At 59.7% G+C, this 13562-nt stretch carries 13 protein-coding genes; 6 read left to right on the forward strand and 7 right to left on the reverse strand.

Features of this window, described 5'->3' with window-relative positions:
- The first annotated feature begins 3 nt into the window (after positions 1 to 3).
- A complete protein-coding gene (locus LF599_RS05090; RefSeq protein ID WP_279522530.1) occupies positions 4 to 216 on the forward strand; it encodes a DNA-binding protein in 213 nt (70 codons plus the stop codon).
- Between the two features lie 18 nt (positions 217 to 234).
- The gene (locus LF599_RS05095; protein WP_269941486.1) at positions 235 to 783 is read left to right on the forward strand and encodes a hypothetical protein; all 549 of its coding nucleotides are present in this window, start codon (positions 235 to 237) and stop codon (positions 781 to 783) included.
- Positions 784 to 1061: 278 nt separating this feature from the next.
- Here the strand turns inward: LF599_RS05095 and LF599_RS05100 are convergent, their stop codons facing one another.
- Entirely contained in the window at positions 1062 to 1211 is a 150-nt protein-coding gene (locus tag LF599_RS05100) for a hypothetical protein (protein WP_269941485.1), read from the reverse strand.
- A 312-nt stretch (positions 1212 to 1523) separates the two neighbouring features.
- On the opposite strand from LF599_RS05100, the gene LF599_RS05105 reads away from it, so the two are divergent.
- Positions 1524 to 3071, forward strand: coding sequence for a hypothetical protein (locus LF599_RS05105; protein WP_279522531.1), 1548 nt, complete (start codon positions 1524 to 1526; stop codon positions 3069 to 3071).
- 44 nt (positions 3072 to 3115) lie between these two features.
- Here LF599_RS05105 and purU read toward each other — a convergent pair whose 3' ends face one another.
- Positions 3116 to 3997: a formyltetrahydrofolate deformylase gene (gene purU / locus LF599_RS05110; protein ID WP_279522532.1), complete on the reverse strand. Its 882-nt coding sequence runs from the start codon at positions 3995 to 3997 to the stop codon at positions 3116 to 3118.
- Positions 3998 to 4203: 206 nt separating this feature from the next.
- Here purU and LF599_RS05115 point away from each other — a divergent pair, with 206 nt between their 5' ends.
- Positions 4204 to 4827: a D-sedoheptulose 7-phosphate isomerase gene (locus LF599_RS05115; protein WP_279522533.1), complete on the forward strand. Its 624-nt coding sequence runs from the start codon at positions 4204 to 4206 to the stop codon at positions 4825 to 4827.
- Positions 4828 to 5207: 380 nt separating this feature from the next.
- Here LF599_RS05115 and LF599_RS05120 read toward each other — a convergent pair whose 3' ends face one another.
- Positions 5208 to 5588, reverse strand: a complete 381-nt coding sequence (locus LF599_RS05120) for a hypothetical protein (RefSeq protein ID WP_269941481.1) — start codon at positions 5586 to 5588, stop codon at positions 5208 to 5210.
- A 147-nt stretch (positions 5589 to 5735) separates the two neighbouring features.
- On the opposite strand from LF599_RS05120, the gene LF599_RS05125 reads away from it, so the two are divergent.
- Entirely contained in the window at positions 5736 to 6158 is a 423-nt protein-coding gene (locus LF599_RS05125; RefSeq protein ID WP_279522534.1) for a hypothetical protein, read from the forward strand.
- A gap of 10 nt (positions 6159 to 6168) precedes the next feature.
- Here LF599_RS05125 and LF599_RS05130 read toward each other — a convergent pair whose 3' ends face one another.
- The 4 genes from LF599_RS05130 to LF599_RS05145 all read right to left on the reverse strand — a co-directional run bounded on the left by LF599_RS05130 (position 6169) and on the right by LF599_RS05145 (position 11766).
- Complete coding sequence (locus LF599_RS05130) at positions 6169 to 6765, reverse strand: hypothetical protein (protein ID WP_269941479.1); 597 nt, start codon at positions 6763 to 6765, stop codon at positions 6169 to 6171.
- A gap of 366 nt (positions 6766 to 7131) precedes the next feature.
- The gene (locus tag LF599_RS05135; RefSeq protein WP_279522535.1) at positions 7132 to 9189 is read right to left on the reverse strand and encodes a ribonucleoside triphosphate reductase; all 2058 of its coding nucleotides are present in this window, start codon (positions 9187 to 9189) and stop codon (positions 7132 to 7134) included.
- Positions 9137 to 9820 (reverse strand): anaerobic ribonucleoside-triphosphate reductase activating protein, encoded by a 684-nt coding sequence (locus LF599_RS05140; RefSeq protein WP_279522536.1) that lies wholly within the window; start codon positions 9818 to 9820, stop codon positions 9137 to 9139. The genes LF599_RS05135 and LF599_RS05140 overlap by 53 nt, the downstream gene beginning before the upstream one ends.
- A 719-nt stretch (positions 9821 to 10539) precedes the next feature.
- Positions 10540 to 11766, reverse strand: coding sequence for a mechanosensitive ion channel family protein (locus tag LF599_RS05145; protein ID WP_279522537.1), 1227 nt, complete (start codon positions 11764 to 11766; stop codon positions 10540 to 10542).
- 148 nt (positions 11767 to 11914) lie between these two features.
- On the opposite strand from LF599_RS05145, the gene LF599_RS05150 reads away from it, so the two are divergent.
- Complete coding sequence (locus LF599_RS05150; protein ID WP_269941477.1) at positions 11915 to 13108, forward strand: metallophosphoesterase; 1194 nt, start codon at positions 11915 to 11917, stop codon at positions 13106 to 13108.
- Positions 13109 to 13562: the final 454 nt, after the last annotated feature.

Here is a 13562-nt window from a genome sequence, read left to right on the forward strand (position 1 = left end):
CGCATGACCATGAACTGCAAGCAAAAGCTCATACAGGAAGGATACACCCGGTACCGGGGCGCAGTGGACGCCTCGGTGTACGAGTATTTCAACTGCGATTGTTCGTGGAAGGCCCAGTGGTACCTCAAAAAGGGCCAATACCGCTGCTGCGGCTGCAAGGAGCGGTGCGAAACCCGCGATCCGGAAGGGTTTCAGCTCTTTCTCGATCTCGGATAAGGCAACCAAGGAAGGACAATGCGACGCATCCTCATCGCCCTGTGTCTGGCTCTGGCCCTGGCCGTTGTTTCCGGCCCGGCCCGCGCCTCGGATTACATGGACATGGATATCTGCCTGGGCAAGCAGGTCCTTGCGCGCATCCTGTGCAAGGACGCCAGAGAGGTCAATTTCGTGGCCAAGGTCCGGGATAACGTTTACCTCTTTTCCGTGTTCTACGCCAAGCAGATGGCCCGGTTTGTGGTCGGTATTTCCAACGACAAGATTCGCGTCCAGGGTCGGGAATTTCTCAAGCTGACCCGGACCATCCCCTACGAGTTCGACAAGACCAGCAAGTGCGGCGTTGTCGAATACTCCTCCTCGGAATGCCGCAACAGCCAACCCATTGTCTGCTGTTCGGAAAAAACCGAAGAGGAGAAGCTGGACGACAAGTTCTGGGACCGTCCCATTCCCGACCTGCTTGAGGAAGACCTGCGCAAGGCACTCGAAGTGCTGCCGCCCGAAGACGGGCAACCCGCCCAGGGACAACAGGGCGCAGTTCCGGGAACCACGCCGCCTCCGGTGCAATAGCTCCGATAACTACGTATGCCAAAGCCCCCGAGTTCGCTCAGGGGCTTTTTTGCGTGAGATGAGCGGAGTGGCTGGTGGAAGGGGAGGGGCCTCGCCGACCGGGTGTTTTCGACGGCTCAAGAACCCTTTGAAAAGGGTTCTTGAGGATCTCCCAAACTTTTTATGTCATCTTCGGCGAATGGTGTGCTTTTGAAAATGTAAATTTCATAGCACTCGTTCAATCCGCGTAGCGGCACAAAAAGTTCAGGAAGGAAAAAGGGATGGGGGTTCCGGTGCCTCTAAACTCTCCGAAACCAGAGGAGCAAGGCGATGACGGCGATCGTTGGATAGAGCGGCCACCATACTTTGTAGGCGATGCAGGCCCCGGCCACGGAGCCGAGGACCAGGACGTAGGCCCAGGCTTCCAGCATACGTTTGACGGTTTGCATGAGGTCCCGTGGCAAACCCTGATGCCGGAATGGTTCGAGGGGCGCGGTCGAGTGGTCCGGGCGCGATACAGCGCGTCGGGAGGATTGGAGTTTGTTGCCGCAGCGGGCGCAGGCCAGGGCGTCGTCGGAGTTTTTGCCTCCGCATTTCGTACAGGTTATCACGGCTGTGTTATGGCCGCCCCGGGCGGTTGAGGTCAAGGGCGGCGCGAACTCTTTTGTCCCGGAGCGGTTGGAGAAAATCCTTTTGCAGAAGAAGTGCGGATGGCATAGGGTTAAGCTCGCGAAAAGCTGCATCGAGGATAGTTTGAGGTCATGACGGAAGTATCCCCTGGAATAAGGACGAAAAGAGCGGGCAAGGAAGAGCGTCTTGCCGCCTACCAGAAGACATTGCGCGCCCTGAAGGAGCGTTCATCGCTGCGCGAGGTCACGGAACGAGAGATGTTGTTGGCGATTTTGGAGCACAATGCCCCGGCCATCAACGAATATCCCATGCTCGACGCGCAACGCAGCAGCGTCAAGGAGCTTCTGTGCGGCCGGGTGGGACATCCCGGATACGAGTTCATCCATGAGCGGATCGGCCGGTTCATCGTGATGCTGGCTCATCATGAGAAGGCGGCCAAGACCGGGGACTCGTCGCGTCGCGACGAGTTGGAGGCCGCGTTGCTCAACATCGAGGCCGTGCTCGTGAAATGCGCCCAGGGCATTGTCTACGCCATGGCCCTGGTGACGGACAACTTCGAAGAGCTGGTCCTGCGCTACTTCGGCCGACAGAGCCTGGAGCAGTACGGCGCGCTCATTGAGAAGCACCGGATCGACCAGGTGTTCTGGAACGCCTTCGTGGAGGAGTTCATCGCCAGCCGGGTGAAGGACGCGCACCGCGAGATTCTGGACGGCGGGCGGTACGTCGTGGCCAAGGAGCGGACTTTTCTGGTTATCCGGTTCCTTTTCGATGATATCCTTTCCAGGCTCAACCCCACGGATCAAGAAATTTCCAAGACTCGTATCCAGAAGAGCTACATCGCCGCCCGTGAAAATCCCGTCCAGCGGACTCGGACCAAGCTGGTCCAGGCCATGTTGCTCAAGGGGATGAAGCCGCTGTCGCAATTCGACGGGCTCTCCTCCGGCGAGTTGCTCCATGCCGCGTGTATCGTTTGCTCCGACCCTGTGGCCGAGGAGTTCGAGAACCAGTATCGGGCGCGGGTGGCCGAGGCTTCAGCTTCCCCTGACGGCGAGGCCGGGGGCAAGGACTCCGAGGAGCGGAAAAGGGAACAGGTCTGGTTCAAGTTCGTACTGGACCAGCTTGTGGGGCTGGGCATCGGTGCGGCCATTGCTTTCGGCGTGACCGGCGATCATTTTTTCAAGGCGCTGGAAGCCGTGGTACCGGATCAGATTCAGGGCATTACGCCGCTCAAGAAGGATTTCAGTCTGCCTGTGCTGGAGAAAATTCTGTTTTTCCTGCTGGAAAATCATTTTATCCAGATTCTCAAGGAATGCGGCCGTGAGGAGGGGGGTAAAATCCAGGTGCGCAGCGGCCGGGCCAGACGGGTGCCCGCCCAGGCCGTGGACGCGCTGCCCGGCATGTCCAAAATCCGCAAGAAGCAGCTCTTCGGAAACGACGTGACCAGGGAAGACACCCTGTTGTTCAAGTACAAGACCGCCAAGCAGATGGCCGAGGCCATGTCCATGCTCTCCCTGGAGCCGGAATTGCGCCAGGGGCTGTCCGAGCTGTGGAAGCGGGCTGTGTTCCGTGTGGACATCATGGTTCTCATCAATCTGGAACTGGTGGCCCGGACCACAACCAACCTGACGGTTCGACTGACCGAAATCCTGCGAAAATACGGCGTAAAAAAGACCGCCTGACCTTTTTACGGGCGGCGGTCTTTGGTGCGTTTTTTTTGCGTCGGCTAGCGGCGGAAGACGATGGTCTTGTTGCCGTCTACAATGACCCTGTCCTCCAGGTGCCATTTGACGGCACGGGACAGGACCTGGCGTTCGATGTCGCCGCCGAGCCTCTTCAGGTCGTCCACGGTGTGGCTGTGGGTCACGCGGATGACGTCCTGTTCGATGATCGGGCCTTCATCCAGCTTTTCGGTGACGTAGTGGGCGGTGGCTCCGATGAGCTTGACGCCGCGCTCGTAGGCCCTGCGGTAAGGGTCCGCGCCCACGAAGGCGGGCAGGAACGAGTGGTGGATGTTGATGATTTGGTTGGGATAGCGGCTGACGAAGTCCGAGGTCAATATCTGCATGTAGCGGGCGAGCACGATGAGGTCCGTCTGGCCGTTCATCAGCTCGATCATGGCGTCCTCGGCCGTGACCTTGTCTCTGAGGGACGGGCCCACGGGCACGTGGTGGAAGGGCACGCCGAAGTTCTCCACTTCGCGTTGCAGGGTCGGGTGGTTGGATATGACCATGGACACTTCAGCGTCCAGCTCACCGCGCTTCCAGCGCCAGAGAAGCTCCATGAGGGCGTGGTCCACCTTGGAGCAGAGGATGACCATTCGTTTGGGTACCCAGACCGGGTTCAGGGACCAGTCCATGATGAAATTGCCCGCCACTTTTTCGGCAAATTCCCTGCGCAGGCCGTCCAGGCCGTCCATGTCCAGGCCGGGCAGGAAAAATTCGTTGCGCATGAAGAACCGGCCGCCTTCGGGGTCGGTGGAATGCTGGTCCGAGTGGATGATATTGGCGTTCTTGCTGTGCAGAAAACCGGAAACTGCGGCTACGATACCCGGCTGGTCCGGGCAGGTGATGAGCAGCCGGACGGTGCTTTCCTTGGATTCGGTCATTGTCTTGGATGCCTTGATGCGGTCTGAATGGTGTATGATCCGGCGGGAAACGGCCCGCGCCGGGCGCAAGGTTGGGCTGTACCGCAAAAGAGGGCCGAATAAAAGTCTTTTCCTCGCTCACTGGCCGGTAAGGCTTGGCAAGCGTGGATTTCGGCAGTATAGGCAGGGCTGACTATCGTTGGACGACAACCATAAACGAGGAATGCATGTCTGAATCCGCTTTGCAGAAGGTGATGGATCACGCGTCGGCCGGTCTGGCCGTGCGCAAGGCCTTCTTCGATACCAAGGCTGAATTGGTGGTCGAGATCGCCCGGGCCATGGCCGTTTGCCTGGCCGGAGGCGGCAAGGTCATGTTTTGCGGCAACGGCGGGTCAGCCGCCGACAGCCAGCATCTGGCCGCAGAGTTCACCAACCGATTCCGCATGGAACGGCCGCCCCTGCCCGGGCTGGCTCTGACCACCGACACATCCGCCCTGACCGCCATCGGAAACGACTACAGCTTCGACGAGGTTTTTTCCAAGCAGCTCCTCGCCCTGGGCCGGGCAGGAGATATCCTCGTGGGTTTTTCCACTTCAGGCACCAGCACCAACGTCATTCGCGCCATGCGTGAAGCCAAGCGCAACAACATCGTCACCGTCGGCCTGACCGGCCAGAGCGGTGCGGAAATGGCCGCCGTGTCCGACTTCCTGGTTACCGTGCCCTCGGGCGATACCGCCATCATCCAGGAAATTCATATCGCCGCCGGGCACATGATGTGCCATCTCGTCGATCATTTCCTCTTCGAGGCCGTAACGGAACTCACGCCCTATCTGCCGGAATCCAGAGGCTAGAAGCCTCCGGCGGCCGGGGGGAAGGGGAAAGGGAAACCCTTTGAAAAGGGCTTTCCCTTTCCCCTTCCCCCGGACCCCCCATCCCCTTTCCCTTCCTAAACTTTTTGTGCCGCTACGCGGATAAGTTGGTTGCAATTAAGCTTATCTGACGCTTTGGGCGAGACTCGGCCGTAAACCTAGGTATTGAATAAGAAGCAGTTTCTTATGCATACACCCTTCGCCGAAGGCGACATAAAAAGTTTGGGAGATTCTCAAGAACCCTTTTCAAAGGGTTCTTGAGCCGTCGGAGACGCCCGGCCGGCGAGGCCCCTCCCTCGCTGAAAGCGAGTGGGGGAGGCAGGCCCTGTCGGGGCTTTTTTTTCGCTGGAGCGGAGAGGCGCTTAGAAATCTTCGCGCTTGATGCGGATAATCAGCCCTTTTTCACGGAGCTTTTGGGCCAGGATATTGGCGCGCTGGATGGATGGTACGGTGCTGATGACCAGTTGCGCGGTGCCGTTGTCGTCCCAGACCCAGATGTTTTCGGGCAGGACGAGCCCAGCCTTGCGGGTGGTGGCGAGCAGTCGTTCGCGAGCCTGTTCTCGGTTGTCAAAAGAGGCTTCGTCCAAAGGATCGCCGCACGCCAAGACCCACCAGCCGCGCGGCCGGAGTTTTGGATTGGGCTCTTCGCCGAAGCTTTTGGCCGTCACGGCGGCCTGCCTGGCACGGACCACGGCGGTCATGCGCAGGATGCTTTCTTCCACTTGCCTGATTGCATTTTGCATGTATGTAGATTCCCCCAAAGCGGCGGTGTTCATCCGCCAGAAGGTACAGTTACTCCGGGGCTCGGGGAATGGCAAGCAAAGCCGAGGGGGGACGCAAGTTTTTTCGATTGCTTGCGCAAGGTCGGGAGGGAATGTATCCTGCGCCGCATGGTTTATCTTTCCGGTTCCGCGCCCAGGCGCACCCCTGCGCAGAAGTTTGCCCGCATCCTGATAGGTGTGGCGGCGGTCGGGCTTATCTGTTGGGGGCTGGCCTCCATTCCCTACGACATCCTGCGTGCCGAGCGCGCCCGGCTGTTCGGCGAGGACATTACGTCCGGCCTGGTGCTTGATGCCCGGACGGTCGAGGACCCGGATTATCCCCAGGCCAGTCTGGTCATCGAATACAAGTACGCGGACCCGGACGGGTTCACACGGCGCGCCCAGGCAAGGCTGCCGAACGGCCTGTGGCGTCGTTACCGTCCCGGCTCGGTGGTCAAGGTCCTGTTGGTCAGGGGGCGTCCGGAGCTGTCGCGCCTGCCCGACGAGGTGGAACCCGCCTTTCAGGTATGGCTCAGGGATTTGATGAACTGACCGACTGCGATCAGTTGCCGTACTGCTTGGGAAATTTCTCGCCCATGAGGTATTCCATGGCCTCGCGGTCGATGGTTCCCGAGGCGATGAGAAATTCCAGGCCCACGACCATGGGATGATACTCGATGCCGTGTCCCAACTCGTCGGCCGGGCCGTAGAAATAGCGTTCGGCGGGTAGGGCTTCGTTCACTTTCAGAAGTCCCTCGCCGGAAAGCGTCGAAGGCAGGACGTGGTCCAGAATAAGTCCGCCGGGCAGGGTGGTCCAGAGATGATAGGTCCCCAATGCGTCTTCGCCCGATTCGTTTTCGATCATCTTCCGAAAATGTGCGGGCGTGACTGGAAAGCGCATTCCGCCGTCCACCGACACGTTGCCCATGGTCAGTATGCCGCCGGGAATGTGGAATTTCTTGGTCAGCATATGGAACATGCCGAAATTCACGGAAAGAGCCTGCACGGCCCGCTGCCGGAACGGAATGTGTCCGGTCTCCTCTATGGCGTTCAGCACGGCCTGATCGAGCGGCATGGCCGTTTCGTTGACCGTTGGTTCGCCCAATCCCAGCTTCCGTGTCCGCGATACCGCGTTCTTGAATTCCTTGAGGTATGACATGGCCGGTTTCTCTACCACCTCGCCCGAGTCCCGGCAAGCGGGTAGGGAAGATGGGGATGCCTCCTTCTCCTTCGCTAAGTCACAAGCAACTTTCTTTCCTTAACTTTTTGGTTTCGCTTCGCTGGTAAGAACGTGTGTTTTATCTTGGGAATTACTTCTACAGGGTCATCCCCTTTGCAAAGAGGCTCATCCCTTCGCGAACCTTTGGCCGCGCGGAAGCGCATACAAAAAGTTTCGGAGGGTGAGAGGGAGATAGGGGGGGCGGAGGCGAACATTCAAAAAGCGTAATGCCCGCTGCGGGAAGCAGCGGGCATTACATTCCACTATCCTCGGACCCCTTTCCTCTCAGGGGTCTTCAGAACTCGATTAATTGCACAGGCAGTCGCCGAAGACCACGCGGTCGGTGTATTCCGCCTGTTTGCCCTTGTTCCAGCGGGACACGGGGCGGTAATAGCCCACGATCCGCGTATAGACCTCGGCCTCCTGGCCGCAGGTGGGGCATTCGAAGTGCTCGCCCAGAATGTACCCGTGCTCCTTGCATATGGAGAAGGTGGGCGTGATGGAGATGTATGGAATCTTGGTCTTGGTGAACGCCTTGATGATGAAGTTCCTGAGGGACTTCGGGTCGGACACGGCTTCGCCCAAGAAGGTATGGAACACGGTTCCGCCGGTGTAGAGGGGCTGGAGCTGGTTCTGGTGTTCCAGGGCGTAGAGGACATCGTCGGAGATGCCCACGGGCAACTGCGTGGAGTTGGTGTAGTAGGGAGTGCCGTTGCCCTGGGTCTTGATGTCGGCGTAGAGCGACTTGTCGATCTTGGCCAGCCGGTAGCTGGTGCCCTCGGCCGGGGTGGCTTCAAGGTTGTAGAGGTTGCCGGTTTCCTCCTGGAAGCGGGCCGTGATTCGGCGGAGGTGGTTGAGGGTGCGGCGCATGAGGCGCACGCCGCCCTCGGTTTCGATGCCCTTGCCGATGAGGTTGAGGCAGGCGTCGTGGCCGCCGAGCAGGCCGATGGTGGAGAAGTGACCCTTGTAGCCGTTCTTGAGGTAGCGCCTGGACCAGGGGAACATGCCCGCCTCAAGGTTGGCGTTGATGACCTTGCGCTTGTATTCCAAAGAGTCCTTGGCCAGCTCGGCGTATTCTTCGACCAGATCGAGGAAATCGTCCTCGCTTTGCGCCAGGTAGGCGAGCTTGGGCAGGTTGAGCGTGACCACGCCGATGGAGCCGGTCAGGTCGCCAGCGCCGAACAGGCCGCCGGTCTTGTTGCGCAGCTCTCGGAGGTCCATCTGGAGGCGGCAGCACATGGAGCGGACGTCCTCAGGGTTGAGGTCGGAGCTGATGAAGTTCTGGAAGTAGGGCACGCCGTACTTGGCGGTGAGCTTCATGAGCAGGTCGCCGATATCGGATTCCCAGGGGAAGTCTTCGGTGACGTTGTAGGTCGGGATGGGGAAGGAGAAGATACGGTCGCTGTAGTCGCCTTCGAGCATGACCTCGATGTACGCCTTGTTGACCATGTCCATCTCTTCCTGGAAGTCGCCGTAGGTCAGTTTGTCGTCGTATTTTCCGCCGATGATAATCGGCTCGGTGGCGATGTGTTTGGGAGCCACCAGGTCGAAAGACAGGTTGGTGAACGGCGACTGTCCGCCCCAGCGCGAGGTGGTGTTCAGGTTGAAGACGAACTTCTGCATGCACTGGCGCACCTGTTCGTAGTCCAGTCCGTCGGCGCGGACGAACGGGGCCAGATAGGTGTCGACGTTGTTGAATGCCTGGGCTCCGGCCCACTCGTTCTGGAGGGTGCCGAGAAAGTTGTTCATCTGCCCGAGGGCCGTGTCGAAATGCTTGGCCGGACCTGCCGACGCGCGGCCCGCCAGGTTGAAGCCTTCGAGGAGCAGGTCGCGCAGGGACCAGCCTGCGCAGTATCCGGCCAACCCGAAGGAAAGGTCGTGAATGTGGAAATAGCCGTGCTCGTGGGCCAGGCGGATTTCCTCAGGGTACTTCTCCAGGGCGTAGCGCGCCTGGACCGTGCCGGAGAGGTGCAGCATGAGCCCCTGGAAGGAGTGGGTCATGTTGGCGTTCTCGTTCACGCGCCAGTCGGCCTGGTCAAGGTAGGTGTCGATGACTTCCTTGATGTCCAGGTAGGCTTCTTTCTGGGAGCGGAGCTGACGGCGCTTTTCGCGGTACATGATGTACTTCTTGGCGATGTCGTACTGCCGGGCCTCCATGAGCACCTGCTCGACCATGTTCTGGACGTGCTCCTGCTCGGGGATGTCCATGTCGGCGAGCTTTTTCTCGACCTTGCGGGCCAGCCGCTTGGCAAGGAGCGGGTCCTTGATGCCGCTGGCGCTAAGCGCCTTGAAAATGGCCTGTGCGATGCGCTCAGTCGACCAGGTTTCCAGCCGGCCGTCTCTCTTCATGATTTGACTTGGCATGCTCCGGCGTCCTCCTTGGGGGCACGAATTTCTGGATTTTCAGTTCCTGTTTCGGGGGCAGATAGCTCTGCGCGACGGCGACGTCGGCCTTGGTCAGGCCGGGCACCTGGGTGATCCGGAAGTAGAAGGCGTCGGGCATGGCCTCGGCCATCTCGAAGATGCGGGTCATATTGGCGCGGGCCGCTATTTCGGAAACCGCCTTGCCGGTCAGCGCCGGATACTTGGCGTAGGGGCCTTTGACGTCCACCGCGAAGGTGTCGACAAGCTTGGCTTGGAGGAGATCGGCGACCACCTCGGGGCGCATCCCGTTGGTGTCCATCTTGACGGGCAGACCGGCCTTGCGGATTTCGTAGGCCAGTTCGCCCACGCCGGGCACCGTTGTGGGCTCGCCGCCGGTGATGGTCACGCCGTCCAGCCATCCTGCCCTGTCGCGCAGGTAGGTCCTGACGCGCTGGGGGTCGATGACGGGCAGGGACTGCATGTCCCAGGCGAGCTGAAAGTTATGACAGGTGGGGCAGCGCAGATTGCAGCCGCCCAGAAAAATGATGCATGAGGTCTTTCCGGGCCAATCGCACAGGCTCAGGTTCTCGAACCCGCGAACATAATTCCAGACCCCAGTGGGATCGCTCATCTCGACTCCTCGCAATGGCGCGGCCGCTTGAACGGCTGCACCCGACGTAGGTAACATAAGTTAAGTAGTGATAATGTCCGGGGTATGCCTTTACCGTCACCATTCCCCGGGGTGGACGCGGCCCGATTTCGAAGGAAAAAGGGCTTGAGCGCGTGAGGGTTAATCTATCTCACGAGAAAAATTTTGTACAGGGGGGATTCTGAAAATATTTGACTACCTGATCAGGATTTAGCGGTTACAAGAGATTATAAGCGATTATTGAAAAATTGAAAAAGTTTTCCACTGTTGTCGAAAAATGAACACGGCAATATAGTTAACTTTTTTCTAGAGTAAGTTTAGAAAAAAATCTTTTCGATTCCGACGGGATTTGTTTTCGACAGAAAGGATTGCGGCGGGCGGGAAAAGATGATCGTTGATCCGTGAAAGATTGCTTACCACAAGGGCTGCCGCTTGGGAACACCTGATTTGCGGTATTCCACAAGAAAAAGAACAATCTATTTGGGAGTTTTTCCCGAATCCCGGCAAGCCTCCGCAGGCCGTGGGTCAGCGCGTGTCAACAGTGTTTTCGAACGTTTTTGGGGTGTTTTTTAGGCACGGGTTTTGCGTGTCGGACCGATAGTCCCGGAGGTGATTGCCTATGTTAAATATCGACTTGCCGGTATTGTGTGTTTTTGGGGCGTGGCCGTCGAAAGGACGCCTTGCGCGGCCCGGCTTATCGGTTAGATCGCGGAACGGCCGTCCACCAGGGCGTTGCGCTGGTAGGCGCGCAGGCCGAACTCGGGCAGGGCGGCCAGGAGGTGGTCCATGATGTCCGACTGGATGTCCTCGTGCAGGGCCCAGGCCGTCTCGCTGGTGAAGCAGTATATCTCAAGCGGCAGCCCGTCGTCGGCGTGGGGCTGCAACTGGCGGACGAGCAGGGTCATGTCCTGGCGAATCTTGGGATGGCAGCGCAGATATTCCAAGGCATAGCGGCGGAACAGGCCGACGTTGGTCATGCGGCGGCCGTTGAGGGGCGAGGCGGGGTCCGCGCCGGACGCGGTGTTGGCGGCGTCGATCTCCTTTTGGCGCATGGCGATGAACGGGGCCAGGTGCTGAACTGTCATGAGCCGCATCTTGAGTTCCCGGTCGGCGAACCGGATGGACGACTGGTCGATCATGATGGCCCGCTTGATTCTGCGTCCGCCGCTTTTCGTCATGCTTTCCCAGTTCTTGAAGGGCGTGTCCAGGAACTTGAAGGTCGGGATGGCCGTCACGGTCATATCCCAGTTCTGGACCTTGACCGTGTTCAGGGCGATATCGATGACGGTTCCGTCCGCGTTCATGGCGGGCATTTCGATCCAGTCGCCGGTGTGCAGCAGGTCGTTGGCCGATATCTGGATGCCCGCCACCAGGGAAAGGAGGGTGTCGCGGAAAACGAGCATGAGCACCGCGGTCATGGCGCCGATGCCGGAGAGCAGCCCCCAGGGCGATTCGCCGAGGAGAATGGCCACCACCGAAACCGCGCCAAGCATGTATATGAACAGCTTGACCAGTTGCACGTAGCCTTTGATTGGCCGGCGGCTTGATACCTCGAACGTGCTGTACAGATTGGACAGGGCGTCCAGAAGTGTGGCCAGGATAAGGACAACGCTCACGGCCAGGTATGCGAAGACGAGGCGGTCGAGGACTCCCTTGAGCCCGGAGAGAAATTCCAGTCCCCAGAAGAAGACCAGGGCAGGGGCCAGGAGCGCGGCGCGGGAGAAGAATCCGGTTTCCAACAGGAAGTCGTCAAAGCCGTTTCTGGTGCGATGAGAAAAGGCGCGGGCCCCCCGCAGCAGCAGGGTCCGGGTCAGGAAGAAGGCGAGCAGCCCGGCGAGCAGCATGATGCCGGTCTTGGCCGCGAGGTCCAACATCGGGTTGGCCTCGATGAGGGTCGCGGGCAGGTCGAGTTGCAGGTCGAGGTTCACGGGGGGGAGGCTCCTTGTGCTCTTGGTCTGCTCCGTTTCTAGCAGATTCCCCCGGGCTTGAGAACCAGGGAGGGAATAGGGCGCCCGGTTTGACATCGGCCGGGATGTCCTCCATGCTCAAAGGGAAAAGTCCTGAGGGAATCTCATCATGAGTTACTGGTTCATCATCGTCATGACCGTTTCCACCCTGCTTGTTCTGTACCTGGGGTGGCGGTTGATAAATCCACTGCGGATAGCTCGCAGCCGCAAGATCACGCTCTGGTCGTTGCTGGCCCTGCTCCTGTTCGGCCACCGGCTGACTTGGGTGCTGCACCGGACCAACCGCTACGAGCTTATCGTCTGCGACTGCATCGACTGGGTCGGGTTCACCTTTCTCGGATTTATTTCCATTCTGGTCGTGTTCATGCTGGCCCGGGACATTCCGAGTCTGTTCGGGGCCTTGATGTCGGGCCTGAAGCGGCTGTTCACGCGGCGCAGCCAACGGCCCTATTTCATCGGTCCGAACCACGCCCGCCGCCGGTTCCTGCTCAACGCCTCAAACGGATTGTTTCTGGCTGCCGCCCTGCCCATGACCGGATTCGGCGTGTACAATGCCCGGCGAAAGCCCTCGGTGCTGAAGAACGATCTTTTCGTGCTCGATCTTCCCGAAGGATTGGACGGCTTCACCATAGCGCAGATATCGGATACTCATATCGGCCCGACCATTCGCGCGGACTGGGCGCGCAAGGTCGTGGACGCGGTCAACGGACTCGACCCGGATCTCATCGTGCACACCGGCGACATGGTGGATGGAGCCGTGGACGGGCTCAAGACGGACGTTCTGCCCTTCGGCGATCTGAATGCGCCGCACGGGGTGTGGTTCTGCACCGGCAATCACGAGTATTATTCCGGCGTGTTCGAATGGCTGTCCGAGGCGCGGCGGCTGGGCATCCGGCCCCTGGTCAACGAACACGCGCTTATAGATACTGGGCGGGGCAGGCTTCTGCTGGCCGGGGTGACGGACCTGCGCGCAGGGCGCATGGTGCCGGGGCACGTCTCTTCGCCGTCGAAGGCCATGGCGGAAGCGCCGGAACACGATGTGTCCGTGCTTCTGGCCCATCAGCCAGATTCCGTGTACGCCGCATCGGAGGCGGGTTTCGACATCCAGCTTTCCGGGCACACCCACGGCGGGCAATACTTCCCGTACAACTATGTCATTCATCTGTTCCAGACGTTCGTGCGCGGTCCGTACATACATGACGGCACACAACTCTATGTGAACATGGGCACCGGCTATTGGGGGCCGCCCATGCGTATCGGCACCATGCCGGAGATCACTCTCCACACCCTCCGCCGCGCCTGACAATAGCTGCGGCCTCAAGCCCCGCCGCCGCCCCGCAGAGGCGATAAAGGGGATGCAAGGGGGCGCTCCCCTTGCCCGCCGGAGGCGAAGTCACCCGACAATCCCGCCGAAGGCGGCTCCGCTCCTGTATTCCCAATGGGTCAAAACATTGGCTACACTCCCCGCATACGCCTTCCTTTCCCGCTTCGATTTTCCTCTCGGTCTCGTCGCCGCCTCGAAGGGGCGATAAAGGGGATGCAAGGGGGCGCTCTCCTTGCCCGTCGGAGGCGAAGTCACCCGACAATCCCGCCGGAGGCGGCTTCGATCCTGTATTCCCAATGGGTCAAAACATTGGCTACACTCCCCGCATACGCCTTCCTTTCCCGCTTCGATTTTCCTCTCGGTCTCGTCGCCGCCCCGAAGGGGCGATAAAGGGGATGCAAGGGGGCGCTCCCCTTGCCCGCCGGAGGCGAAG

This window comes from Pseudodesulfovibrio thermohalotolerans, from assembly GCF_021353295.2.
GTDB lineage: Bacteria > Desulfobacterota > Desulfovibrionia > Desulfovibrionales > Desulfovibrionaceae > Pseudodesulfovibrio > Pseudodesulfovibrio thermohalotolerans.